Source organism: Falsiruegeria sp. JB4-1 (assembly GCF_055693495.1).
On the sequence record NZ_JBVFTZ010000001.1, the window covers coordinates 2603322 to 2628825 of the forward strand.

Here is a 25504-nt window from a genome sequence, read left to right on the forward strand (position 1 = left end):
ACCAATCATGAACTTTTTCCATGATTGCCCCGCGATCTGTCAGTTTCAGTCAAACTTTCTCCCATATCCGTGAGTAGTTTTGTCGGTGAACAAACACACGCAATGGAGGATTCACACTGTGACACAGACAGGCACGTATCACGGTGGACTAGTATTCCTGGGTACCCAAGACGGCTCGATGGACCGGTTCAGTCGCATTGTTACGGCGACACTCGAGGACTATGGTCACGCAGTCGAACGTCAAACTTTGTCCGGAAAGCTCGAAGCCCGGATCATCACCAGCCAGTTTCTGGTCAAGTTAAGCCTTGATCCGAATCCGGTCTGCGTCGATCACACGGCGCGTCTGGATGACGCTGCAGGGTTGAATCGCGGTCGGCAAAAAATTCACGAAAGAGTGCGAAATCGACTGGTGATTTCGCTCTGTCCCGTGTCTGAGCAGTATGATGACCGGGATATGACCGAGTTGATGCTGGTGGTCATGCTCTACCGCATGGTTGACCTATACGCATCCGAGCAAATCGAGTGGCTTGATCCGAACGTCTCGCTGACTCTGGACGAATTTCTGGCAGCATTTGCAAATGTGTCACCACGACGGGTTCGTGGGCGACAGGAAATCATCCATGAGAACGGCAATCGCTTTGCACCTGTAGATGACACTGCGCCAGAGTTGGCCATACGCTACGACACGATTGCAGGGCAAAGGCCACACGTCGGCGAATTTGGCTTGGTTCAATTGACCGATGAAGAGGCATTGGCTCTGGCATTTCGGAGTAATCCGCATCCAGATGAGTTGGATGGATTGTCACCAGAAGAACGCGCACAGAACGACATTCAGCGTTTGACCAGTTGGGCGATGACGGGAACTCTGGCGTTTGTCTCTGCTCCAGTTGCCATTTCCCTTGCTGCGGTCAACCTGGTTCGAGGTGAGGACTTTAGGTTGAACACCCAGGTGCTGTCACTGACTGGCGCGCTTGTATTCCTGCAAAGCTCGGGCGCAATGGCGAGTGTGATGTCCTTCTTACCAATGTAAGAAGCACGACAAAAACTGCAAAGCTCCGCGTCTTTTTGGATAGCGGAGCTTTACCCGTCGGGCACATCATCTTTTGCCAAAATATACGTGTGAATGGAAAAAACCTTTGCCCCAGTTTGCGGCAAGGCCAGAATGCACTGGCGCTCGGATCGAAAGTATCGTGCATCGGCGGGGCTGGGCTTGGTACGGGATTCATGAACGGTCCTCGGCTGATGCAAGTCCGGGTCTGAATACCAGAGTGCATTGAACCGCCACATTGGGCGTCCCGGTTTAACCCCGTCGAAAAGGCGCTGCACCCGCTTGGCGATACCGGCATCATACTCATCCACCTTGTCATGGATGCCGATCAAGGGCCGCATGAATTTCTCGGACAAGGTCCAACTGGCCGGAAAACACAAAACAGCGCCCGATAAGACGTGCTCGGCCCCCTGTTTTTGCAAAATGCAAAAATCCTCCTGAACGATGCGCCCCAGAGTCCCCAGAGGATCGTCGCGCTTGATCGGCACGGTCACACCATCGGGGCGCTCAACCTGTTCCGTCTGCCCCGGATAGGCGTGCGCCAAGACTTCGTCCAACAGCTCCTGGGCTGCCGAGCAACGCTTGAGCATCCATCGCAAGAACCCGATCTCGATTGCGGGTCAGCAGTTCGTCCCGATAGGCCATCTGCCCGGCAAAAGCCTCGTCCTGATGCAACCATCCCTCGTCCCCGATGGGGGCAATCCCCGGCAGGGGCTTGGCTGTTTGAAAATCATAGGGAATCGATGACTGAAGGATCTCTTTCATGCCCCAGCCCTAACACCTGCCGTCGAAAAACGACACCTATGTCGGTCGCTTTCTGAGGGGACGATGCGTCGCCCTCTGTTGCAGGCTATCTGACAAGATCCAAGGAGCCAGTAACGTGAACCAGCATTACAGAGACCAGCGTAAGATTGACCCTAACCGGGGCGCGACCCTTGGCGATGGAACCCCAAATGACAATGATCGCGTTGAAATTGGCCCCACCCAATTGGCCTTTGCCGAATGGGAAATGGCGGGGCTGATACTGCCCAACCTTGAACGGATGCGCGAACACCGGTGGAAGCGTCTGACCCAGCATGTGGTCGATCGCGGCTATGGCGGTGTGCTTCTGTTTGACCCGCTCAACATCCGCTACGCCACCGACAGCACCAACATGCAGCTGTGGAACACGCACAATCCGTTTCGTGCCCTGCTGCTATGTGCCGACGGCTACATGGTGATCTGGGATTATAAGCAGTCGCCATTCCTGAGCACCTTCAACCCGCTGGTGCGCGAGCAGCGCTCGGGTGCGGATCTGTTCTATTTCGACCGGGGCGACAAAGTCGATGTGGCCGCCGACAAGCTGTCGAACGAGGTACGCGAGCTCATCCAGGAACACGGCGGTGGCAACATGCGGTTGGCCGTCGACAAGATCATGCTGCACGGTCTTCGTGCTTTGGAGGCCCAGGGTTTCGAGATCATGGAGGGCGAAGAGCTCACCGAAAAGGCGCGCGCCGTCAAAGGCCCTGACGAAATCCTGGCCATGCGCTGCGCCAACCATGCCTGCGAAACGTCAGTGCGCGCGATGGAGGACTTTGCGCGCGCTCATGCGGGCGATGGCCAGACAAGCGAAGATGACATCTGGGCCGTGCTACACGCCGAAAACATCCGCCGAGGCGGCGAATGGATCGAAACTCGCCTACTGGCGTCGGGTCAGCGCACCAACCCCTGGTTTCAGGAATGTGGCCCCAGGATCACGCAGAAAAACGAGATCATCTCGTTTGACACAGACCTGATCGGATCCTACGGCATCTGCATCGACATTTCGCGCAGTTGGTGGATCGGCGACGCAAAACCACCCGCTGAAATGGTCTATGCCATGCAACATGCGCACGAACACATCATGACCAATATGGAAATGCTGAAACCCGGTGTAATGATCCCGGAATTGACGGCCAACGCGCATGTTCTGGACGAGCAATTTCAGGCCCAGAAATACGGCTGCCTGATGCACGGTGTGGGTTTGTGTGATGAATGGCCTTTGGTGGCCTATCCCGATGCTGCTGTCGAAGGGGCCTATGACTATCCATTGGAACCCGGCATGGTTCTGTGTGTCGAGGCCTGTGTGGGAGCAGTAGGCGGAGGGTTCTCGATCAAGCTAGAGGATCAGGTGCTAATCACCGAGGACGGTTACGAAAATCTGACAACCTATCCCTTCGACCCATCACTTATGGGATGATGCGCCGGTAGTTTGGCTACATCTTAGGGCGCATCGTTATGTGACGCGCCCCGAGAAAGCTCTATACGATCAGAACAAGAAATCGTTCTCGTCAAGATCAACAATCGAGACACCTTCGATACGGATCGTCAGGTCTCGTTTGTCGTCGATAATTGAATCCACTCTGAAGTCATTTTCATCCGGACCAGTGGACACTTGCTCTTCAGTCAGGTGATTGGTGATCAGGTCATTGTAACCTTTGATCCTTGAGACATCTCGCAAAACGATTTTTTCATCGTCATCAAAAGCGTCAAAGTCGACGATGACATCATCGTCGTCATTATCGCGGAAGATGAAGCGATCACTACCTGCACCGCCGATAAGTACATCGTCGCCACCTTTTCCGGTCAGTTTGTCATCACCACCTCGGCCATCAAGAATATTGGCCTTCCTGCCGCCGATCAACCTGTCATCGTCGTCACGCGAACCTCTGATGTTTTCAATACTTCTCAACGTGTCCGTGAAGGCTTCGCCGTTCCAGGTTCCCGAAGCCGTCTCTTTGCTCAGATCAACGTGTACACTTTCCACACCACTACGATCGTAACGTACCAGGTCGTAGCCGCGACCACCGGAAACAAAATCGTCACCCTGACGCAGGATGAACACGTCGTTTTCCTTGCTGCCCAAAATCCGATCGTCGTGATCTGTACCGCGGATTTGCGCAACCCGACCTTCGCCTTCGATCCGGTCGACTTCAAAACCCGGGCTTCCGTCTACGACGAACCCAAATTTGAGGCTGGCAAAAATACCGTCATTGTGATCGGAGTAATCTAGCCGGACTGTTCCCCCTTCACCTTCAACACGGATCAAATCCGATCCTTCGCCTGGGCGAATTTGAATCCATCCTTGTTCACCCGGGTCGATCATGAACACATCGTCATAAGCCGTGCCGTTGATCCCCATGCCACCTTCGGGCTTATCATAGTCCAATTGAAGCGCATTATTCAGATCGTTGATCATCAAAATGCCTTCGGGGTCCTCTCCATTATCAACACGAATTGCGCCGAAGTTTTCATCGCCGTCTAATATCGCAAAGATTCCCAATGCACCTTGGTGAGCAGAAATCGATACGTAGCCTTCACCACGTACAAAGTTGCTCAAGTCGGCAATGTCCTGCCCTATTCCGGTTTCAATATGTTCATACCGACCCGTCAAAACGAAGGTGTCGTCATCTTCGCCACCGATAAAGGTATTGTCACCCTCTCCGCCGTTGAGCGTGTCGTTGCCTTCACCGCCCTCCATCACGTCATTTCCGCCAAGACCGTTTAGAATGTCGTCTCCTGCCAAACCGCGGATAATGTCGTCATCTACTGTGCCGTCCAGTGTTTCGCTGGCACCACTTCCATCAATGTTCATTAAATTCTCCAAGTTTATAATTGCTCGCTTCAATTGCTACCCGTTTGCAGCCCCCCAAAACGAACAGTGCACTGATTAATTGACGTCAATTTTAGAAAAACAAGTAATAATTAAAGTCGATATAAAAATTCTTTTGGCGATGTGCGTTTCTGCACTGTTGCTCTAGTGAATAATCAAATTTCCGTGAATTCCCACCTCATCACCACTGCGTGAACCCCCCGAAGTAAATCTTGGCAAATCACCGTAGGAGCCACAAGTTTGCGAAAACTCGGAGGAACAGCCATGCCAACTGAACGCATCACCTTTCCGGGCCATGACGGAAATGCTTTGGCCGCTCGGCTGGACTTACCAGATAGCCCTGTTCTTGCTACGGCTTTGTTTGCCCATTGTTTTACCTGTTCTAAGGATATCCCTGCTGCACGGCGCATTTCTGCGCGTCTGTCCGCTATGGGTATTGCCGTATTGCGTTTCGATTTCACCGGTTTGGGTCATTCCGAAGGGGAATTCGCCAATACGACGTTCACATCCAATGTGCAGGACCTCATTTCAGCCGCTCAGTATCTTGCAGGGCGAGGCATGGCCCCTGCTCTGCTGATCGGCCATTCTTTGGGTGGCGCGGCTGTTTTGCGGGCGCGTGCTTGAGCATACCATCGATAAAGGGCGTGGTAACATTGGGCGCTCCGGCCGATCCAGGACATGTGTCCCACCATTTCGACGCGGCCCTTCCGGAAATCGAAGCCGAAGGCTCGGCCGAGGTTTGCCTGGCCGGACGCCCATTTCGCATTGGTCGGGATTTTGTGCACGACATTTCGAAAGAGGCCCTCAAGCCAGCAATTGCCGACTTGAACGCGGCCTTGCTCGTTTTGCATGCCCCGTTAGATGACACCGTCAGCATCGACAACGCGGCCGAGATTTTTATGGCCGCAAAACACCCCAAGAGTTTTGTCACCCTGGATGATGCAGATCACCTGATCACTCGAGCAAAAGATGCCGAATACGCGGCCGACGTCATAGCTGCATGGGCTGCAAGATATGTCGACTTGACACCTCCTGCTCCTCCCCCGGCGCACCGGAGGGCATTGTGCGCGTAACCGAGGCAGACCCCAATGGCTTTCGACAGGACGTGCAATCCGGCCCTGATCATCATGCGGTTGCGGATGAACCTTTGTCATATGGCGGAACGCACCAAGGTATGTCTCCTTATGGGTTTGTGTCAGCGGGGCTTGGGGCCTGCACATCCATGACCATACGCATGTACGCTCGCCGCAAGGGCTGGCCTCTTGACGGTGTAAGTGTGGATGTCAGTCACAACAAGGTGCATGCGCAGGACGCCAATACGGCCGCCAGTGGGAAGATTGACAAGTTCACACGCCGAATTCACCTGAAAGGTACGTTGACCGAAGAGCAACAAGCCAAACTGCTTGAAATAGCGGACAAGTGCCCCGTCCACCGCACGCTTGAAGCCAGCAGCGAAGTCGAAACCTATCTTGAAAAGTTGGACCAACCAGCCTGAAACTGTTGTCGTCTCGCAGACTGATCTGACTATGAACATGCTGGAACCGCAGCAGGTCGAAGCCTCGATTGACAGTGCAGATGCCCAAAAAGAAACGACCGCCGAAGCGGTCGTTTTAAATGGGCAAACCGTAATCCTACCTTGGTCGCGCCGGCAGTGGCCGTGCAACCGGAGGCCTGTGGATAGGCGGGCGCGCAACGGGTGGGCGAGCAATGGGCGGCTCTGGCCGTGGTCTCTCAGGACGCGGCGGGCGCGGATGCCCATAGTAGTAGTCGTTCCACATCATACTGTCATAGTAGACCGAGCCCCCGACAGACGTCGCGTTGGGGTCACATGCCGCCAACAACAACCCAGAGATCGTCAATGCTGATCCAAGGAAGAGTTTTCTTATCTTCATTGTCTTCTCCCTCACCGAGCCGCACGAAATGAATCATAAATTGCATTAACGTCTCCGATCAGATCCGCATTGGCCCCTGCTTCGGAAATAGCCAGGGATATCGCTACGCGATTTCCTGGAAGATCAATCAGAACCGCTGTGAAATTCACAGAATGCCCATCTCTGCGCCCGTGCCCAGCATATTTTTGTGCTGGCAAACCGCCAATTCGCATCGGTTTACTTTCATCCAATGTCGGATCTTCAACGATCGACTGACCGATATTGCGCAGGTATTCCACCGCGCCCTCAAAGGTTGAGACGCCATTGGGGGACATGAAACCGACCCAAACACCTTTTTCGGCCACCGGTTCCAAACCAATAACCCGATTTATCAAACGCGCCTCATCCGATCCCGGAGGAGTGATAGCGCGAGGTCCACCAGCGCGAACCTGCCAGAAATCCGGTGCGTTGACATGAAACAAGGCACGGTTGTCCTCGACATATGTGACCGGCATATCGGCCTTGGCCAATACCGGGGACATCGCGGTTGCAATGGCCAGTGCCGTGGCTCGCAGTCGGCCGAAAATACGTTTGGGCATGAAACTGTCTCCCACTGTTCAATCACAGCGAGTTTCAGGTTTAGGTCATTAAAAGTAAACAAAGAAAATCAGTCTGACCTCAGTCGACATAGGTACCTATTGAGACGTCGCCATTTCCTCCGACGAACCGAACACCGCTCTCGGTGAGTTCGATGTCATAGCAAGCCCAAAGGCTTGATGGCGGCCATTGCGAACAATACTGGCCATCACGAACCGCCCAGTATCCCCAGCTAGGACGCCCCGAGTGATAAAGCGTCTTCATTGATGGGCGAAAATCCTGCCATATGCCTTCACCATAATCGAGTTTTTTGCCCATCAGCGCATCCAGCACGCGAGTGTCCTCGGGCTTTTCACTCGCATATGCCGCTGCAGCCCCCACCAAAACCGCCAAAATCAGGGCAAACCGTCTCATGTTCCCGCTCCTGCCTTGTTCATTTGTCGCCACGAGTCTAAGACGCGCGCGACCCCCGTGCCAATCACAATAAGGTGCCGCCGCCAATGATTCCCCGCTATTCCCGCCCCGACATGGTCGCCATCTGGTCGCCCGAGACCAAATTCCGCATCTGGTACGAGATCGAGGCGCACGCCTGCGACGCCATGGCCGATCTGGGCGTGATCCCGCGCGAGAACGCCGAGGCCGTGTGGAAAGCCAAGGATGTCGAATTTGACGTGGCCCGCATCGATGAAATCGAAGCCGTCACCAAACATGACGTCATCGCTTTTCTGACGCACCTTGCTGAACATGTCGGCAGCGAAGAAGCCCGTTTCGTGCATCAGGGCATGACCTCCTCTGACGTGCTGGACACCTGCCTGAATGTGCAGCTGGTGCGCGCCGCCGACATCCTGCTGGAAGGTATGGACCGGGTTCTGGCCGCACTGAAAACCCGCGCGTTTGAACACAAAGACACAGTTCGCGTCGGCCGCAGCCACGGCATCCACGCTGAACCAACCACCATGGGCCTGACTTTTGCGCGCTTCTATGCCGAAATGGATCGCAACAAGAACCGTCTGGAAAAAGCCCGTTGGGAAATCGCCACCGGTGCGATCTCGGGCGCGGTTGGCACCTTCGCCAACATCGACCCGGCCGTCGAAGACCACGTCTGCGAGAAACTGGGCCTGCGCCCAGAACCGATCAGCACCCAAGTTATCCCGCGCGACCGTCACGCGATGTTCTTTGCCACCCTTGGTGTCATCGCCAGCTCGATCGAAAACGTCGCCGTTGAAATCCGCCACATGCAGCGCACCGAAGTTCTGGAAGGCGCCGAGTTTTTCTCGATGGGTCAAAAAGGCTCGTCCGCGATGCCGCACAAGAAGAACCCCGTTCTGACCGAAAACCTGACCGGCCTCGCGCGTCTGGTGCGCATGGCTGTGGTGCCTGCGATGGAAAACGTGGCGCTCTGGCATGAACGCGACATCAGCCACAGCTCGGTCGAGCGCGCGATTGGCCCCGATGCCACCATCACGCTGGACTTTGCCCTGCACCGTTTGGCTGGCGTTGTCGAAAAGATGCTGATCTTCCCCGACAACATGCTGGACAACATGAACAAGTTCCCCGGTCTGGTGATGTCGCAGCGCGTTCTGCTGGCCCTGACCCAAGCCGGTGTGAGCCGCGAGGACGCCTATTCCATGGTTCAACGCAACGCGCTGAAAGTTTGGGAACACCGCGTCGATTTCCGCGAGCAGCTGTTGGCGGACGCCGATGTTGTCGCCGTCTTGGGCGAAGACGGCATCAACGAAAAGTTTGACATGGGCTACCACACCAAGCACGTGGACACGATTTTCAAGCGTGTTTTCAAAGACTAACAAAACTAACTTCGTGTGAACTTAAGACCGGCCTCTTGCGCCGGTCTAATTCGTTTCAGGAACCCAATACATCTTTCGCTTTGGATATTGGGCTTCTAGGCGTATGCTTAGAACCATGAAATAGGAGGACGGGTTATGAAGATCGGAACTCTTGTACTGACGGCGGCACTGCTATTGCCGACTGTTGCATCAGCGATTGGATGCTCGGGACGCGGTCATCAAGCACAGTCCTGTGCGCCAGGAACCGCTTGGGACGCCAACAGCCAAAGCTGCGTCAAAATCGTAAACAGCTGACGTAAAGCTCACACCTTTTTTATCCTGAGCGTGCTGATTTCAAGGGCGCTCTTTTTTTTGCACTACACTCTTTGCCAATGATCAATTGGAGTGACTGTAATGCGTGTTCTTCTTGCCTTGGCCATCGCCCTGCCCGGATATGCCTTTGCCGCAGGTGGCAACGGTGACGGTGGCACCACATGGACCAATCCCCCCAAACCTTCTGAAACCACCAAGAACTGCAAAGGCGTTCGGGTCTGGGATGAAAAAGAAGCGCTGCGTGAAACCCAAGAAGTCCTCGTTGGACACTGACACTCTTTACGGAGCTGTTCGTGAGCTGGCCTATGCCGGGCGCTACGATGACGCTCAAGGTGTGCTGAGCGCGATGGCGGATCAAACGGATGACCGCGTGCTGACCTATTGGGGCTTCACACACCGCAAGAAAGGCCAGCTGGATTTGGCCGCCGCGTTCTACGAAAAAGCGATTGCCACTAACCCGGACAACATTCTGGCGCGCAGCTACATGGGCCAAGGATTTGTCGAGGAAGGTAAAATTGATCTGGCCATTGCTCAGTGGCGCGAAATCAAGGCCCGTGGTGGCGAAGGAAGTTGGGCCGAGGCATCGCTGCGCGAAGCCATTCGAACCGGCACCACATACAGCTACTGATTTTCAGTCTTTCTTTACTGCCTACAGTCTAGCTTGGGTCAACACCCCGGAATTGATGTACAGGCAGAAACATGAAGGACGATGGAGCACTGATGCAATTGGCCCCTGTGGCCGATGGTATGATTGCAATGAACACGGGCACCTCTGGTAGTGAGGAGGTCCGTGTTCCACGCCAACTTAGCGGACGAGCCAAGGCGGCGATCGTTGTGCGTTTGTTGCTCAACGATGGGGCAGACATTCCCCTTGAGGACCTGCCAGAAGAGCTCCAGACCCTTCTCACGGAACAAATGGGCGCTATCGGTCTTGTTGACCGCATCACGCTGAGCGCCGTTGCACAGGAGTTTGCAGAAGCTCTTGACGGGGTTGGTCTATCCATGCCCCACGACCTTGCCGGGGCCTTGACGGTGTTGGATGGCAAAATCGGGGCCCGAACTGCTGCAAAGCTTCGCAAACAGGCCGGTGTCCGACAAACCGGCGATCCATGGGTGCGACTGAAATCGATGGCCGCCAAGGATTTGGCGGAACTGGCCCAGGCCGAAAGCATCGAAGTGGCCGCAGTTCTTTTGTCCAAGCTGGATACCCCTAAAGCCGCGGAAATGTTGGGCCAATTGCCCGGGCCGGTTGCCAGACAGATTACTTATGCCGTTTCAAAAACTGGAAAAGTCACTCCAGAAGCTGTTGACAGGATTGGGTTTTCTCTTGTTGCTCAACTTGACCAACGACCCGTTCCCGCTTTTCAGGATGAACCAGATAAAAGAGTGGGTGCAATTTTGAATCAATCTCCGTCTCAGACACGGGATGACATGTTGGAATCTTTGGACGCCGAGGACGAGGATTTTGCCGTATCTGTACGAAAGATGATCTTTACTTTTGCGCATATTGCCGAGCGGGTTTCCGAACGTGATGTGCCAGCCTTGGTTCGCGCGGTGGATCAAGACGATCTTGTAACGGCCCTTGCCGCAGCAACTGACGAAAGAAATGCACCAATAGCCGAGTTTCTGCTGGGCAATATGTCCAGCCGTATGGCGGACAACTTACGGGAAGAAGTGCAGGAACGAGGCGCCGTCAAGCGTGTCGATGGCGAGCAGGCCATGAACGTCGTCGTCAATGCGATCCGACAACTTGAAGAAGAGGGCGCCATTACCCTGGTCGTTGCAGAAGAGGACGAGGGGTAACCTCGGCCTATACTCCATTGCAAGGCCCCGAAAAACGGTCCGTTCCCCCTATTCTGCACGACTCCTTTACGTAGATAATCTGGCGTCTGCTTGTGCTTTTTGCGTCCATTGAAAAGACGACCGCAGTCGACGCTTGCCAACCTTGAACTCGCTTTTCAGCCCGCGCTCGGGTCGAAGTGTGAACCGCCAGCACACCACCGTTTGAACCGGCTTGCATTTCGTACATGGACAGCGTCACGGGCGGTGCCTATGACGTTAGCATGCTCATGATAATCGAGCGATGCAACGCCGCAGGCACCCTGATGACTTCATTGAACTCTTTGCGCCCATGACACCTGGGTCAGACACACAAGGCAGGGCCATCCTGCTGATGGTTGGTGCCATTTTGTTCTTTTCATTGATGGATGCCTCGGTCAAAGCGCTGGCCCCTCGCATCGGGGTTATTCCCAGCCTTTGGGCACGCTATGCCGGGCAGATGCTTTTTGTCTTTGTCCTGGTGTTGCCCCGTCTGCGCAGCGTGGTGCGAACCCGCTATCCTGTCTTGCAGTTCTTGCGCTCTTTGCTCTTGATGGGCGCAACCGGTTTCTTCTTTCTTGCACTAACACTTATCCCACTGACCGACGCCTCGGCGCTGATGTCGGTAAATCCTGTTCTGATCACATTGGGTGCAGCGCTATTTCTGCAAGAACCACTGGGGCCTCGCCGGATCATAGGCATCATCGTGGCTCTCTTCGGCGCCATGCTGATCATTCGCCCTGGCAGCAGTGTATTTTCACTAGCCTCGCTGTATCCGCTGGCCGCCGCCTGCTGCTACTCTGGCTATGCATTGCTGACCCGCAAAGTCGGCCCAGACGAAGATGTCTGGACCTCTCTGTTTTACACCGGTTTGGTCGGCACCATCATCCTGAGCCTGGTCGCTCCACCCTATTGGACGATGCCGGACGCCACAGGTTGGGGCCTGATTGCCCTGGTGTCGGGCTTTGGAACGATCGCTCAGATGCTGTTGATCCGGGCATTCACATTGGGTCAGGCCTCGATGCTGGCACCTTACGCCTATTGCGGGCTGGGATTCGCGGCGATCTGGGGCGCTCTTTTCTTTTCTGAACTCCCTGACACCTGGACCGTCTGCGGCGCGCTTGTGATCGCAGGAGCGGGACTATATGTGTGGCACCGCGAAACTAAAACGTCCTGAGGCGCATACATGCCCGTTGAAAAATCAGAACTCAGCCGTATGGAACGTGCAAAATACTATGCTTCGTTCCTGTTCCTGCGCGCCTTTATCGGCGGTATGCGGATGCTGCCCTATGAAACTCGCATTGCGACGATGGGCTCAATCGTCAGTACGATCTCGCCTCTCGTCGGGTTTCGTCAGCGGGTGCGCAAGAACCTGAACCTGACCTGTCCTGAATTGCCCGAGGCCGAAGTCAAACGACTAACCAAAGCCGTACCTAATACGGCTGGGCGCGCGGTGATGGAGCATTTTTCACCAGAAGATTTTAACGAACGGCAAAAACACGCCAAAGTGTCTGGCCCCGGGATCGAAGCCTTTGAACAAGCCTGTGCCGAGGGGCGACCGGTGATGTTCATCACCGCCCACTTCGGTCACTATCTTGCGGCTCGTGTCGCCCTGCAACATCGCAATGGCAAGCCTATCGGTTGCCTCTATCGTCGAATGGCAAACCCTTATTTTAACGAAATCTATGTCGACGCGTTTCACAAAACCGGCGAACCAATGTTCGAGCAAGGTCGCCGCGGCATGATGGAGATGGTGCGCTCGTTGAAACAAGGCGGCATCATTGCAATCGTTTCGGATCTGCACGCACATGGCGGTGAAGAGTTGAAATTCTTTGGCAAGCCTGCGGTCACCTCGGTACTGAATGCCGAATTGGCAATCAAATACAAAGCCGTCACCATTCCCTGCTACGCTATCCGCGATCCCAACGGTTTGGATTTCGAGATCGTTCTTCATGAACCATTGGAACACACTGATCCAACGACCATGACGCAACAAATGAACGATGACCTAGAAGTCATGGTACGCAAGCATATGGATCAATGGTTCTGGATCCACCGGCGTTGGAAAGCATGGAAGGGTCTTGGCGTCCCGGACGCCTGATCCGTCAATCCAGCTTGGCCGCAGCCACAATTGGTCCATATCCGGGCGCCTGTACCAGGACAGCAGATTTCAGGTCTGGGGACAAACGCACCGTGAACGAGACATCCTCAGACCCATCCCACTGGCCGATCAGGCTCAGGTCGTCGACGACGTTTGCATAATCAAGGTCATGCCCGGCCAGTTCCCCACGTTTGATGCTGACGTGGCGTTCAGTTGCATAACGAACAAGTTGCACGGCATAAGGTCCAGTGGGCAATCCTTCAGCCGCGGAAACGCGCACTTCGACTTGATCGCCGGTAGCGACCGTATGCAACCTTGCTTTCGGCTCTTGTTCCTTGTGGCGGCTGATAAGTGACATCAATTCGCCGCCTCTTGCACCCACGACATCGTCTTGACCATTGATCACCATCTGCGGGGTATAGATCATCGTTCGCCCACCTGCCTGCGCATAGCCTTGCTGACGTATCGTATGCGATGGTCTGGCGTATTCATCCTTCCAACCGATGTAATCCCAGTAATCCACATGCAGGGCCAACCCCAGCACATCATCGCGTTCGACCAGTTTATGCATCAGCGCATCCATGCGGCATGGGCAGGATGAACATCCTTGCGAGGTGTAGAGTTCAACCACCACCGGATTATTGTTTTCAGCAACCGCTGCGTTGGTCGACATAACGGTTAGAGCAATAGAAAAAAGGGTGCGTTTCATGTCTGGGACTATCCTGCTTAGGCGCCCTCCGGTCTAATGGGCGGAGCAATCAAAGGCCAATCAACGTTTCTTGAGACGCAGGTGAGTCTTATGGGTTGTATCAATTGATATTTGTATACAATTGCATACATATACATGAATTCATTGCGCAGCCCCTTGAATCACGAGGCTGCGTCATGCAGAAAACACCTAGCAAAACCTCATTCTCACATCTCATTAGAGGGAAGCCACCTTATGCCCATCACCGTTGGACAGGACACCGCCAAGACACGCCGCGAATTGAGCGTGAATGGCAAGACCATCTCGTATTTCTCGATCCCCGCCGCAACCGAGGCCGGGCTGGGCGATTTTTCCAAGCTGCCCGCTGCTCTTAAAGTGGTGCTGGAAAACATGCTGCGGTTCGAGGATGGCGATTTTTCCGTCTCGGTCGATGACATCAAGGCCTTTGCCGAATGGGGGGCCAATGGTGGCCAAAACCCGCGTGAGATAGCATACCGCCCTGCCCGCGTCTTGATGCAGGATTTCACCGGCGTTCCGGCGGTTGTGGATCTGGCCGCGATGCGCGACGGCATTGTCGGGCTCAAGGGTTCCGCATCCAAGATCAACCCGTTGGTGCCGGTTGATCTGGTCATCGATCACTCGGTCATGATCGATGAATTTGGCAACCCGCGCGCGTTCCAGATGAATGTGGACCGCGAGTACGAGCGCAACATGGAGCGCTACACCTTCCTGAAATGGGGTCAGAACGCGTTCGACAACTTCCGTGTTGTGCCTCCCGGTACCGGCATCTGCCATCAGGTGAACCTCGAGTATCTGGCCCAGACCGTCTGGACCGACACGGACCAGAACGGGGTCGAGGTCGCCTACCCGGATACTCTTGTGGGCACTGACAGCCACACCACCATGGTCAACGGCGTGGCCGTTCTGGGCTGGGGCGTTGGCGGGATCGAGGCCGAGGCCGCGATGCTGGGACAACCTATTTCAATGTTGATCCCCGAAGTCATCGGCTTCGAGCTGACCGGCGCCATGGTCGAAGGCACCACCGGCACCGATCTGGTGCTCAAGGTCGTCGAGATGCTGCGCGCCAAGGGTGTTGTGGGCAAATTCGTTGAATTCTACGGTGACGGTCTGGATCGTCTGCCGCTGGCCGATCGCGCCACCATCGCCAACATGGCGCCCGAATATGGTGCCACTTGTGGTTTCTTCCCGATCGACGGCGAAACCATTCGCTATCTGACCAACACCGGTCGTGACGAGGACCGGATTGCATTGGTCGAAGCTTATGCCAAGGCCAACGGGCTGTGGCGCGATGCGGATTATGCGCCCATCTACACCAATACCCTGCATCTGGACATGGGCACCATCGTCCCTGCGATTTCCGGTCCCAAACGCCCGCAGGATTACGTGGCGCTGAGCGATGGTAAGACCGCCTTCCTCCGCGAAATGGAAGAGACATTCAAACGCCCCATGGGCAAAGAAGTTGCCGTTGCGGGCGAAGACTACACCATGGAAAGCGGCAAGGTCGTCATCGCCTCGATCACGTCCTGCACAAATACGTCGAACCCCTACGTCATGATCGGCGCGGGCTTGGTGGCACGCAAAGCCGCCGAATTGGGCCTGAACCGCAAGCCTTGGGTCAAGACTTCGCTGGCGCACGGGTCTCAGGTGGTCAGCGCTTACCTCGAGGCCGCCGGGTTGCAGGATGATCTGGACGCCATCGGGTTTAACCTCGTGGGCTATGGCTGCACCACCTGTATCGGTAACTCGGGCCCCATCCAGAAAGAGATCAGCGATGCCATTGCCGAGGGCGATCTGGTGGCAACATCAGTCCTGTCCGGCAACCGCAATTTCGAGGGGCGGATCAGCCCGGACGTGCGCGCCAACTACCTCGCCTCTCCGCCGCTAGTGGTGGCTTATGCTCTTGCCGGGACCATGGACATTGACCTGTCCTCGGACGTGATTGCGCAAGACAAGAACGGCAACGACGTCTATCTGAAAGACATCTGGCCTTCGACCGATGAGATCGCCGATCTGGTGCAGCAGACCGTGACGCGCGAGGCGTTCCAGTCGAAATATGCCGACGTCTTCAAGGGAGACGAGAAATGGCGCGGCGTCGAGGTTCCGCAGCAGGAAACCTATGATTGGCCCGCCAATTCGACCTACATCCAGAACCCGCCCTATTTCCAAGGCATGGGCGACGAGCCGGGTACCATCGAAAACATCGAAGGTGCCAAGGTGCTGCTGGTTCTGGGCGATATGATCACCACCGACCATATCTCGCCCGCCGGATCCTTTGCCGCCTCGTCCCCCGCCGGTCAGTACCTGATCGAACGTCAGGTGCAGCCGCGCGAGTTCAATTCCTACGGCTCGCGCCGTGGCAACCACGAGATCATGATGCGCGGTACTTTCGCCAACATCCGCATCAAGAACGAGATGCTGGATGGGGTTGAGGGTGGCTATACCAAGGGGCCGGATGGCGCGCAGACAAGCGTTTATGACGCCTCGATGGCGCATCAGGCCAATGGCACACCGCTGGTGGTCTTTGGCGGTGAACAATACGGTGCAGGCTCGTCGCGGGACTGGGCGGCCAAGGGCACGGCGCTCTTGGGAGTCAAAGCAGTGATCGCCGAAAGCTTTGAGCGCATCCACCGGTCGAACCTCGTGGGCATGGGGGTCATTCCGTTGGAATTCACTGGCGGCGAGACCCGCAAGTCGCTGGGGTTGACCGGGGAAGAAACCGTCACGATCACCGGTCTGGACAGCGTAGAACCGCTGCAAGAAGTACCCTGCTCGATCACCATGGGCGATGGCACGGTGAAAGAGATCATGCTGAAATGCCGGATCGATACTGCGCCCGAGATAGAATACATCGAACATGGCGGTGTGCTGCACTATGTGCTGCGCAACCTTGCCAAGTCGTAAGGCATCAAAATCAAACATGAAAAACCCCGGTCCTGGCGCTGGGGTTTTTTTGTGATGTTCTAGACCTTTGGCCTGGGTTTGGGCATCTTTGCAAGATCACCCCTTGGTCGGAGTCTTCTCATGGGTAAACCCAACGCTCTGCTTGTATGTTCACTGATCGTCATTGCCGCAGTTGGAATCTGGGGCATCGTCGACATCGGCGGGCTGGTGGATTGGGCCAGCGGTATCGTGCATCAAACCTTTCACAGCCGGGGCTGGTTCGTGATGCTTTCGGCCAGCGGCATGCTGATCAGTTGTCTGTATCTGGCGTTTTCCAAATACGGCAACATCCGTTTGGGCAAGGATGACGACCGGCCGGAATTTTCAACCGCCTCATGGATCGCCATGCTGTTTTCCGCTGGGATGGGCGTGGGTCTATTATTCTGGGCTGTGGCTGAACCGTTGACTCACTATAACTTCATGGATGAGTTCGAAGCCTCGCCCGAGGCAGCGCGCCAAGCCATGCTGGCGACCAATTTCCACTGGGGTCTGCACGCCTGGGCAATCTACGGCTCAACTGCTTTGACGATCGCCTATTTCAGCTTTCGCCGGGGCACCGGCATGATGGTTGGTGCACCTCTCGTGTCCCTGTTTCCCGGTGAAAAATGGGCCAGAGTTGTGGGGTGGTTCTCCGATTTTGCCGCGATCATCGCAATTGCCATCGGAGTTGGCGGGTCAATGGCCATGGGCGTGTTTCAGGTGGCCGATGGCGTGTCCGTCCTCACCAATTGGCCGGTCACCTCTTACCTCATTGGGGGCGTTCTGGTGGCTATGGTTGCCGCCTATATCCCTGCCCTGCTGATCGACCTGGGTCAGGGCATGGCCAAATTGTCGAACACCGCCATGCTTATCGCCATCGCCCTGGTGCTTTACACCATCATCCTTGGCCCGACCGAGTACCTACTGAACACCGTGGTGCAAAGCTTTGGCGACTATGTCTCACACGTCATTCCGCGCGGGTTCCAGACCTTCACATTCTACGGCGACGCCGTGCATCGCTGGTTCAGCGACTGGACCCTGACGTACATGGTCTGGTGGATCGCGTGGGGACCCTTCGTGGGCGTCTTTGTTGCGCGCATATCGCGCGGCCGCACGATCCGAGAGTTCGTTCTAGGCGTGCTCTTTGCACCGACGATTTTCTCAATTTTCTGGTTCAGCGCCTTTGGTGGCATCGGCCTTTACGAGGCGCTCAACGGCGCTGGAGAGTTGCTTTCGATGACCGAAACCAATGTCGAGCGGGTGACCTTTGGCCTGTTGGATCGCCTGCCCCTGACCGGCGTTACGACGCTGGCTACGGTTCTGGCGGCGTTTCTGTTCATCGTCACCAGCGTAGTCAGCGCAGCCTTTGTACTGGGGACGTTTTCCAGCGGCGGGGACGCAAACCCTGCGCCGCGCATCCGCTTGATCTGGGGCGTTTTGCTGGGGCTTCTGAGTGTGGCGATGATCCTGTCGGGCTCGGTCAATTCGGTGAAGATATTGATCTCGGTCGGTGCCCTGCCCTTTGTCTTTATCTCGGTGCTGCTACTAGTCTGCCTGTTCCGTGGACTGCGGGAAGAGGAGGTTTAAACGATGCTGACCGGAGATCTGACAGACACGCTCATGAATCTGACCACCTTTGCCTTTATCGGCGCGATGGTCTGGATTCTTGTGCGGAAATAACTAGTTGCCAGCCGCTTTTTCGAGCGCCGGGCGGATCGTGCTTTCGATCACCCGCTGCGTGATCGGCCCGGCAAAGCGCAACACAATCGTGCCATCACCCGCGATCACATAGGTCTCGGGAACGCCATAGACGCCCCAATCCAACGCCATGCGCCCCTGTTCGTCGCGACCAATCCCGGCGTAGGGATCGCCCAGCTCGTCCAGAAAGGCCGAAGCGTTGTTTTGGCTGTCCTTGTAGTTCACGCCATAAACCGGAATGCCCTGCTCTGACAGCGCGTCAAGGCTTGGGTGCTCGGCGCGGCACGGCGCACACCAGCTGGCCCAATAGTTGACCAGCTTGACCTCGCCATCACGCAGCGTGGCATCGTCAAACCCGGTCTTGCCGGGAAACTCGGACATCACCACAGGCGGTGCCGGTTGCCCCTCGCGCGCCGACGGAAGGCTGTTGGGGTCTTCTCGGAACATACCGACTGCCGCCAACAGGACGAAGCCGCCAAAGATCAGCGGCGGGGCAACCATCAAAGGTGAAAACTTAGCCATCCCGGCGCACCCTTTTTCGATCTCTTCCATCTCGGCTCGCACCTTGCGTCCGCGCAGGACGGACATCACAACCAAGGCCACGAGCAGCAGCAGCGAGGCGGCATAGGCCGACAGCACGGTATCAGCGTATTTTCCCAGATCAGGCATCAAGCGCTCATCCTTTCGCGGGCTTGCAGGGCCTTGATCCGGCGGGCCCGGATCTCGGTCCCGGTGCGGTAAAACACCAGCGCCACAAACAGCAGAACAAAGCCGATCATGCAGATCAGCAGGGGGTAGAAATAGACGTTGCTCACCTTCTCGGTCGTGTCGGTTCCGGTCACGGCACCAGCGCGGAACACCGAAGCCCCCTGATGCAGCCCCTGGTTCCAGAAGTTCACGGCATAACGGCTGAGGATCGCAAACACGGACCCCACCAAACACAGAACCGAAGTCAGATCGGCAGCGGTGTCGGGGTCCTCGATCGCCTCCCACAGGGCGATGTAGCCCAGGTAAAACAGGAACAGGATCAGGAACGACGTCAGGCGCGGGTCCCATTCCCACCAGGTGCCCCACATTGGTTGGCCCCAGATCGCCCCGGTCACCAGCGCGATCAGGGTGAAAACGGCCCCCACAGGCGCAGCAGCACGGGCGGCCAGCGCGCTCACATGATGACGGCGCACGACCCAGATCAACGAGGTTACCAGCATCATCAGCCAGGCGTTGATCGCCATCAGAGCCGCAGGCACGTGCAGGTAAATGATCTTGACGGTCGAGCCCTGCTTGTAGTCATCGCCCGTGAAGAAGAACCCCCAGATCAACCCGACTGCCAGGCAAAGGGAAGTGATGATCCACAGACCGGGCAGAAACCGCTCGGTCGTGGACAGGAACTTCTTCGGGTTGGCATATTCCCACAGGGAATTGAGCTTGGACGTCTGTGTCATGTCTTGGTATCTAGCCCGGATTTCATACGGCCTCAATTCACATCGCTAGCGCAGATTGACGCGCAGCACAGCAGCGCTGGCAAAGGGTAGAAGCGCGATGACTGCCGCCGTGATCCCGGCCAGCAGCAACAGCGGCGTCGACGTTGCCATCCCCTCGGCCCCGCGTCGCGCGACCTCGGCCCCAAAGATCAGCGTGGGCACATACATTGGCAACACCAACAGTGAAAGCAGTAAGCCACCACGTTTCAGGCCAACAGTCAGTGCCGCACCGAAGGTACCGATGACCGATAGCGCGGGCGTGCCCACCAGCAGCGACACCACCAGCCAGACATAGCCCGGCGTGGGCAGGTTCAGCAGGATACCCAGAACGGGTGCCGCCAGCACCAGCGGCAGGCCGGTGGTCAGCCAATGGGCCAGTGCCTTGATGGTAACGACGGATTCCAGCGGCAAAGGCGCGGTGGCCAAAAGGTCCAGCGTCCCGTCCTCCCAATCCAGAGCCAGCAGGCGGTCCAGGGACAAAAGGCAGGCAAGCAAGGCCCCCAGCCACAACACGCCGGGCGCGATGACGGCCAGCAGGGCCGATTGCGGGCCAACGGAGAATGGCACCAATACCGTCAGGATCAGGAAAAACGCGAGGCCCAGACCAAAACCACCCCCGGCACGCAAGGCAAGGCGAAGGTCGCGTGTCAGCAGCGCAATCACAGAAAGCCCCCGTCAAAGTCATCCAATGCGGGCAGCTTGGCGCGGAACGGCCCAACATCCAGCACCTGCGCCTCAAGCCCCAGGTCGATGTGAGTGGCAATCATCGTCGACCCGCCCTGCCCCAGATGGTCGCGCACCGCATCGGCAAACATCTGCACAGCGCGTGTATCGAGTGAAACGGTCGGTTCGTCCAAGACCCAGATGGGGCGCCCCGTTACCAGCAGGCGCGCAAGACCCAATCGACGCTTTTGTCCCGCCGACAGGTTGCCCGCATGGCGTTCTGCAAGCTCATTCAGATCAAACGCGTCCAAAGCGGGTTGGATGGAGTCCATGCCAAAGACCGAGGCCCAGAAGGTCAGGTTCTCGGTCACCGTCAACGTGGGTTTCAACCCATCCGAATGCCCAGCATAGGCGATGGTGTCTTCGGCGCCTTGAACTGTTCCGCTGACAGCTGGTTGCAGTCCGGCGATCGTGCGCAAGAGCGTCGTCTTACCGATGCCGTTGGGCCCACGGATCACCAGCGCCTGCCCCGGCTGCAGCGTCAGGTTCAGCCCTTCGAGCACGGGCACCCCACCGCGGGCGATGGTCAGGTCTGAGACGATCAGTGTCATGAAACCCGCTTAGCCGATTGATGCATCTCGCAAAAGGGGCGTTGTTGCCGCAAAAGGTGGGCGCTCAGACAGGAAGGGCTGCCAGCGCGATGCGGCGTCCCTCGGACAGGAGCACGTTATAGGTGCGGCAGGCGGCGGGAGAGTTCATCACTTCGACGCCCAGACCCGCAGCTTCAAGGCTCTGTCGGAGAGCGCCGGGAATATGGGCGATTTCGGCACCGGTCCCGACAAAGAGCACGTCGGTCTCTCCGGCCAAAGCCAGCAGAGCCTGCACGTCGTCATAGCCGCCCCATGTGGTCGTGCCATTAGCACCGGTAAGAACCGCGCCCTCAATCACCTCACCCCCGATGCGAAAGAAACCGGGGCCATAGCCGTCCACGGGAACCGAACCGGCGAATGAGATTTCGTTCAACTGCATCAATGCGCTCCGGTGTTCCAGAAGGGCAGCCCCGAAATCGCCGAGGCCGCGATGATGATATAGGCCGCCGTGCGATAAAGCCGCTCGCGGTCTGGGTTGAAGATAGCAGTTCCGATCAGATTGCCAATGAAAGTTGGCACAACCATGAACAGGCCGATCCACGCGGCAATGCCGACAAAGCCACCTTGCAGGATCAGGGCGGTGAAGAACAAGATGTCAAAAGCCCAGAGATAGAGCAGCGTGTTGGCGCGGATCACCTCGGGGCCGTGACGGCTGGCCATGTAGAACAGGATCACCACCGGTCCGGGCAGCCCCGCAACGCCGCCCATGAAGCCGGCACCGCCGCCGATTCCGTAAACCATCGGGCGCGAGACATCACCGGAATAGCGAAAGCCCGACAGCAGAATGGCCAGCATCAAAAGTGCCAAGATCGAGATGCCATAGCGATAGATGTCCGGATCGGTGTGGCGCAGGATCAGCACACCGATGGGCACGGTGATCACGGTCCCAATCAACAGGCGGCGCAGGTCATTGCGGTGGCAAGCGCGCCAAGCGCGCGGCAGGATCGGTAGCGGGCCGAAGGCGTCCATCACCGTCAGCACGATCACGGCCCAGACCGGTGGCAGCACTTGGGCAGCGGCGGGAAGGAACACCAGGGCAGTGCCAAAACCCGAAAACCCACGCACAACGGCGGCCACGAAAGAGGCCGCCGTCAACCACCAGAGACCCGGCGTCTCAAGCGCCGCCAGAAGGGTTTCAGGCATCAGGCATCAATGTCGGCGTATTGGTTGCCAGCGGTGTTCGACGGCTTGGACCAGTCGCGCTTGACCCCCAGGTAGAGCAGGATCGCCGAGGCCACAAAGACCGACGAATACGTCCCTACAATCACGCCCCAGATCATCGCAAAGACGAACCCACGGATCACGTCGCCGCCCAGAACATAGAGCGAGATCAAAGCTAGAAGGGTCGTGACCGAGGTCATGACCGTCCGGCTCAGCGTCTCGTTGATAGAGATGTTGAGAACGTCCTTGAGGTCTTTCTTCTTGTACTTGCGCAGGTTCTCGCGAACGCGGTCAAAGACAACCACGGTATCGTTGAGCGAATAGCCCACGATCGTCAGCAGGGCCGCGATGATCGCCAGATCGAACTTGATCTGAAGTTCCGAGAAGATACCGATGGTCAGCGCCACGTCGTGGACCAACGCGGCCACAGCACCAAGCGCGAACTGCCACTCAAAGCGCAGCCAAATGTAAACAAGCACCGCCCCGATAGCCAGCACCACCGCAAGGACGGCAGTCTGAACCAACTCGCCCGAGACCTTGGGACCCACGGATTCGACCGAGATGAACTTGATGTCAGGGTCGTGCCCTTGCAGCGCGGCCTGAACATCGTTGACCACTTGGGCTGTGACAGACTCCGCCCCTTCTTGTGCTTGGATGCGGATCATGGCGACGTTTTCGTCATCGTCGAATGTGGGGTCGAACACTTCGGTGATCGACACGTCACCCAGTGCCCAAAGGCTCCATCGCGGCACGGTAGGCTGCCACATCGATGGGCTGCGGGCTTTCGGTGCGCACGGTGGTACCGCCGCGAAAGTCGATGCCGAAGTTCAGGCCCTGGTAGGCGAACGACGCCATGCCAACGATGATCATCAGTGCCGACAGGCCCAGCCACAGTTTCCAGCGGCTGAAGAAATCGAATGAGGTGTTTTGGGGGACAAGTTTCAGTCGCATATCAAACCTCGATCGTCTTGGGGCGGCGGCGTTCGAACCAGATGACAATCATCAGGCGCGTCACGAAGATGGCGGTAAAGACCGAGGTCAAGATCCCCAGCCCAAGCGTAATGGCAAAGCCGCGCACTGGGCCCGAGCCCATGGCAAACAGGATCACGGCGGTGATGAAGGTGGTGATGTTGGCGTCCAGAATGGCCGACAGCGCCTTTTCATAGCCCAACTCGATCGCGCGCGCCGGACCTTTGGCTGTTTTCAACTCTTCGCGGATACGCTCGAAGATCAGCACGTTGGCGTCCACGGCCATACCCACGGTCAGCACGATGCCCGCGATCCCCGGCAGGGTCAGTGTGGCGCCGATGGTAGACAGTAGGCCAAAAATCAGACCCACGTTGATGATGAGAGCAACGTTTGCGAAAAGGCCAAACAGACCATAGCTGAGCGCCATGAACACCAGCACGGCGACAAAGGCGATGATTGTCGCGATCTTACCGGCGTCGATGCTGTCTTGGCCCAATTCGGGGCCAATGGTGCGCTCTTCCAGGAATTCCAGTCCCGCAGGCAAAGCACCTGCGCGCAAAAGTACGGCCAGATTGGTGCTTTCCTCAACCGTGAAATTGCCGGTGATGATGCCTGAACCGCCGGGAATATGGCTTTGGATCACCGGGGCACTGATCACCTCGTCATCCAGAACAATGGCGAAGGGTGAGCCAATGTTGTCGCGGGTGTAGTCGCCGAATTTGCGCGCGCCGGATGTGTTGAACCGGAAACTAACCGCCGGGCGGCCGTTCTGGTCAAAACTGGGCTGTGCATCGACAAGTTCTTCGCCAGTGACAACCGGAGCTGCTTCGATGACATAATAGACGCCACTTTCATCAATCGACGGGATGAGTTCGTTTCCGACACCCGCAACGGCATTGGCATCGGTACCACGTGAGACAACCGGGTTGAACGTCAACTGAGCAGTTGTGCCGATAATGGCCTTCAACTCGGAAGCACTGCCGATGCCCGGAACCTGGATCAGGATGCGATCTGCGCCCTGACGTTGGATGGTGGGCTCACGGGTGCCAACCTCGTCGATACGGCGGCGGATGATTTCCAGCGCCTGACGTACTGTGCGGTCATCAGAGGCCAGTTTTTCTGCATCTGACAGACGCACGGTTAGTACATCGCCCTGCCCGCTCACCTCGATGTCGGTTGCTCCCGCTCCGGTCAGTGTCTGGATCGGACGCGCAAGTTCACGCACGACATCAACCGCGCGGGACATACCTTCGGGCTGTGAAATACGAACGCGAATCTCATCTGCCGGAGATTGCTGCAAGCGAATAGTACCGATAGTGCCGCGTTCCGGGCGCAAAGCATCGCGGATTTCCGGCCACATGGCCTCCATCCGGCTGGCATAGACATCCTCTACTTTCACCTCGGCCAACAGATGCGCACCGCCGCGCAGATCCAGACCAAGGTTCACCAGCGAGGACGGCATCCAGCTAGGCCATTGTTCAGCCAGAACCAGCCGTTCGGGCGTGTCGCCTTTAAGCTCGATCTCGGCAATTGCGTCGTTGCTTTGCTCGACGCGTGTGTAGAACGCATTCGGCAGGGCCATGAGCAAGCCAGTCACACAGACCAGCCAGATCAGAACCCGCTTCCAGGTATCAATTTGCAGCATTACCCTGCCTTTTGAATGTGTTAGAGGTCGCGGTTACTTTGCTGGCTCGGTCTTGTTCAGAACCTGAGCGATAGTGGCTTTGACCACGCGCACTTTGACGTTCTCGGCCAGTTCAACCTCGACCTCGCCATCGTCTTTCACCTTTACGACCTTACCGATCAGACCTCCTTGGGTGATCACCTGATCACCACGACGCACGGCGTCGACCATGGCTTGATGTTCCTTGACCTTTTTCTGCTGAGGGCGGATCAGCAGGAAGTACATGATGGCAAAGATCAGGATGAGCGGCAGAAACTGACCGAGTGCACCAGCGTCCATGGGATTTTCCTTTGTGTAAGAGGCAAGGGCTAACCCCTCGCAATTTTGGCCGGAACCTATGCGCTGGCCACGGGGTTTGCAAGGGAA

General features: G+C 56.8%; 22 protein-coding genes and 4 pseudogenes. 10 read left to right on the forward strand and 16 right to left on the reverse strand.

Going from position 1 to position 25504, the window contains the following annotated elements; genetic code table 11:
- Positions 1-118: 118 nt before the first annotated feature.
- Complete coding sequence (locus tag ACZ1HE_RS13280; RefSeq protein ID WP_472621485.1) at positions 119-1030, forward strand: hypothetical protein; 912 nt, start codon at positions 119-121, stop codon at positions 1028-1030.
- A gap of 50 nt (positions 1031-1080) precedes the next feature.
- Here ACZ1HE_RS13280 and ACZ1HE_RS13285 read toward each other — a convergent pair whose 3' ends face one another.
- On the reverse strand, positions 1081-1605 hold the full coding sequence (locus tag ACZ1HE_RS13285) for a heme-dependent oxidative N-demethylase family protein (RefSeq protein WP_472621487.1): 525 nt from the start codon (positions 1603-1605) through the stop codon (positions 1081-1083).
- The gene (locus tag ACZ1HE_RS13290; protein WP_472621489.1) at positions 1556-1813 is read right to left on the reverse strand and encodes a hypothetical protein; all 258 of its coding nucleotides are present in this window, start codon (positions 1811-1813) and stop codon (positions 1556-1558) included. The genes ACZ1HE_RS13285 and ACZ1HE_RS13290 overlap by 50 nt, the downstream gene beginning before the upstream one ends.
- Before the next feature lie 115 nt (positions 1814-1928).
- Between ACZ1HE_RS13290 and dddP the strand changes: the two genes are divergently transcribed.
- Positions 1929-3266, forward strand: coding sequence for a dimethylsulfonioproprionate lyase DddP (gene dddP / locus ACZ1HE_RS13295; protein WP_472621491.1), 1338 nt, complete (start codon positions 1929-1931; stop codon positions 3264-3266).
- Between the two features lie 69 nt (positions 3267-3335).
- Here the strand turns inward: dddP and ACZ1HE_RS13300 are convergent, their stop codons facing one another.
- On the reverse strand, positions 3336-4661 hold the full coding sequence (locus ACZ1HE_RS13300; protein ID WP_472621493.1) for a calcium-binding protein: 1326 nt from the start codon (positions 4659-4661) through the stop codon (positions 3336-3338).
- 282 nt (positions 4662-4943) lie between these two features.
- Between ACZ1HE_RS13300 and ACZ1HE_RS13305 the strand changes: the two are divergent.
- A pseudogene (locus ACZ1HE_RS13305) lies at positions 4944-6174 on the forward strand (bifunctional alpha/beta hydrolase/OsmC family protein).
- Between the two features lie 408 nt (positions 6175-6582).
- Here the strand turns inward: ACZ1HE_RS13305 and ACZ1HE_RS13310 are convergent.
- Positions 6583-7149 (reverse strand): hypothetical protein, encoded by a 567-nt coding sequence (locus ACZ1HE_RS13310; RefSeq protein WP_472621495.1) that lies wholly within the window; start codon positions 7147-7149, stop codon positions 6583-6585.
- 79 nt (positions 7150-7228) lie between these two features.
- Positions 7229-7561: a hypothetical protein gene (locus ACZ1HE_RS13315; RefSeq protein ID WP_472621497.1), complete on the reverse strand. Its 333-nt coding sequence runs from the start codon at positions 7559-7561 to the stop codon at positions 7229-7231.
- Positions 7562-7647: 86 nt separating this feature from the next.
- Here ACZ1HE_RS13315 and purB point away from each other — a divergent pair, with 86 nt between their 5' ends.
- The 5 genes and pseudogenes from purB (at position 7648) to ACZ1HE_RS13340 (ending at position 13183) form a co-directional block, all read left to right on the forward strand.
- On the forward strand, positions 7648-8952 hold the full coding sequence (gene purB / locus ACZ1HE_RS13320; RefSeq protein WP_472621499.1) for an adenylosuccinate lyase: 1305 nt from the start codon (positions 7648-7650) through the stop codon (positions 8950-8952).
- A gap of 393 nt (positions 8953-9345) precedes the next feature.
- A pseudogene (locus ACZ1HE_RS13325) lies at positions 9346-9892 on the forward strand (tetratricopeptide repeat protein).
- A 119-nt stretch (positions 9893-10011) separates the two neighbouring features.
- Positions 10012-11067: a flagellar motor switch protein FliG gene (locus tag ACZ1HE_RS13330; RefSeq protein ID WP_472624471.1), complete on the forward strand. Its 1056-nt coding sequence runs from the start codon at positions 10012-10014 to the stop codon at positions 11065-11067.
- Positions 11068-11395: 328 nt separating this feature from the next.
- Positions 11396-12259 carry a DMT family transporter gene (locus tag ACZ1HE_RS13335; RefSeq protein WP_472621501.1) on the forward strand — a complete coding sequence of 288 codons (864 nt, stop codon included), beginning with the start codon at positions 11396-11398 and terminating at the stop codon, positions 12257-12259.
- A gap of 9 nt (positions 12260-12268) precedes the next feature.
- A complete protein-coding gene (locus ACZ1HE_RS13340) occupies positions 12269-13183 on the forward strand; it encodes a lysophospholipid acyltransferase family protein (RefSeq protein ID WP_472621503.1) in 915 nt (304 codons plus the stop codon).
- Positions 13184-13187: 4 nt separating this feature from the next.
- Here the strand turns inward: ACZ1HE_RS13340 and ACZ1HE_RS13345 are convergent, their stop codons facing one another.
- Positions 13188-13892 (reverse strand): DUF1223 domain-containing protein, encoded by a 705-nt coding sequence (locus tag ACZ1HE_RS13345; protein WP_472621505.1) that lies wholly within the window; start codon positions 13890-13892, stop codon positions 13188-13190.
- Positions 13893-14126: 234 nt separating this feature from the next.
- Here ACZ1HE_RS13345 and acnA point away from each other — a divergent pair, with 234 nt between their 5' ends.
- Entirely contained in the window at positions 14127-16814 is a 2688-nt protein-coding gene (gene acnA, locus ACZ1HE_RS13350; RefSeq protein WP_472621507.1) for an aconitate hydratase AcnA, read from the forward strand.
- A gap of 120 nt (positions 16815-16934) precedes the next feature.
- Positions 16935-18419 carry a BCCT family transporter gene (locus ACZ1HE_RS13355; RefSeq protein WP_472621509.1) on the forward strand — a complete coding sequence of 495 codons (1485 nt, stop codon included), beginning with the start codon at positions 16935-16937 and terminating at the stop codon, positions 18417-18419.
- Between the two features lie 93 nt (positions 18420-18512).
- On the opposite strand, the gene ACZ1HE_RS13360 is transcribed toward ACZ1HE_RS13355, so the two are convergent.
- The 10 genes and pseudogenes from ACZ1HE_RS13360 to yajC all read right to left on the reverse strand — a co-directional run bounded on the left by ACZ1HE_RS13360 (position 18513) and on the right by yajC (position 25417).
- On the reverse strand, positions 18513-19052 hold the full coding sequence (locus ACZ1HE_RS13360) for a DsbE family thiol:disulfide interchange protein (RefSeq protein WP_472624473.1): 540 nt from the start codon (positions 19050-19052) through the stop codon (positions 18513-18515).
- Positions 19053-19082: 30 nt separating this feature from the next.
- Positions 19083-19199 (reverse strand): annotated as a pseudogene (gene ccmD / locus ACZ1HE_RS13365) (heme exporter protein CcmD); the annotation flags it as partial.
- Complete coding sequence (locus ACZ1HE_RS13370) at positions 19199-19972, reverse strand: heme ABC transporter permease (protein WP_472621511.1); 774 nt, start codon at positions 19970-19972, stop codon at positions 19199-19201. The gene ACZ1HE_RS13370 and the pseudogene ccmD, both read right to left, overlap by 1 nt.
- A gap of 45 nt (positions 19973-20017) precedes the next feature.
- A complete protein-coding gene (gene ccmB / locus ACZ1HE_RS13375) occupies positions 20018-20674 on the reverse strand; it encodes a heme exporter protein CcmB (protein WP_209252575.1) in 657 nt (218 codons plus the stop codon).
- Positions 20671-21285 (reverse strand): heme ABC exporter ATP-binding protein CcmA, encoded by a 615-nt coding sequence (ccmA, locus tag ACZ1HE_RS13380; RefSeq protein ID WP_472621513.1) that lies wholly within the window; start codon positions 21283-21285, stop codon positions 20671-20673. The genes ccmB and ccmA overlap by 4 nt, the downstream gene beginning before the upstream one ends.
- Before the next feature lie 64 nt (positions 21286-21349).
- Positions 21350-21703 carry an Mth938-like domain-containing protein gene (locus tag ACZ1HE_RS13385; RefSeq protein ID WP_472621515.1) on the reverse strand — a complete coding sequence of 118 codons (354 nt, stop codon included), beginning with the start codon at positions 21701-21703 and terminating at the stop codon, positions 21350-21352.
- Positions 21703-22467 carry a sulfite exporter TauE/SafE family protein gene (locus ACZ1HE_RS13390; protein ID WP_472621517.1) on the reverse strand — a complete coding sequence of 255 codons (765 nt, stop codon included), beginning with the start codon at positions 22465-22467 and terminating at the stop codon, positions 21703-21705. The genes ACZ1HE_RS13385 and ACZ1HE_RS13390 overlap by 1 nt, the downstream gene beginning before the upstream one ends.
- Positions 22467-23436, reverse strand: a pseudogene (gene secF / locus ACZ1HE_RS13395) (protein translocase subunit SecF). The gene ACZ1HE_RS13390 and the pseudogene secF overlap by 1 nt, the downstream one beginning before the upstream one ends.
- Before the next feature lies 1 nt (position 23437).
- Positions 23438-25099 carry a protein translocase subunit SecD gene (secD, locus tag ACZ1HE_RS13400; RefSeq protein ID WP_472621519.1) on the reverse strand — a complete coding sequence of 554 codons (1662 nt, stop codon included), beginning with the start codon at positions 25097-25099 and terminating at the stop codon, positions 23438-23440.
- Between the two features lie 33 nt (positions 25100-25132).
- Positions 25133-25417 carry a preprotein translocase subunit YajC gene (gene yajC, locus ACZ1HE_RS13405; RefSeq protein ID WP_472621521.1) on the reverse strand — a complete coding sequence of 95 codons (285 nt, stop codon included), beginning with the start codon at positions 25415-25417 and terminating at the stop codon, positions 25133-25135.
- Positions 25418-25504 lie beyond the last annotated feature (87 nt).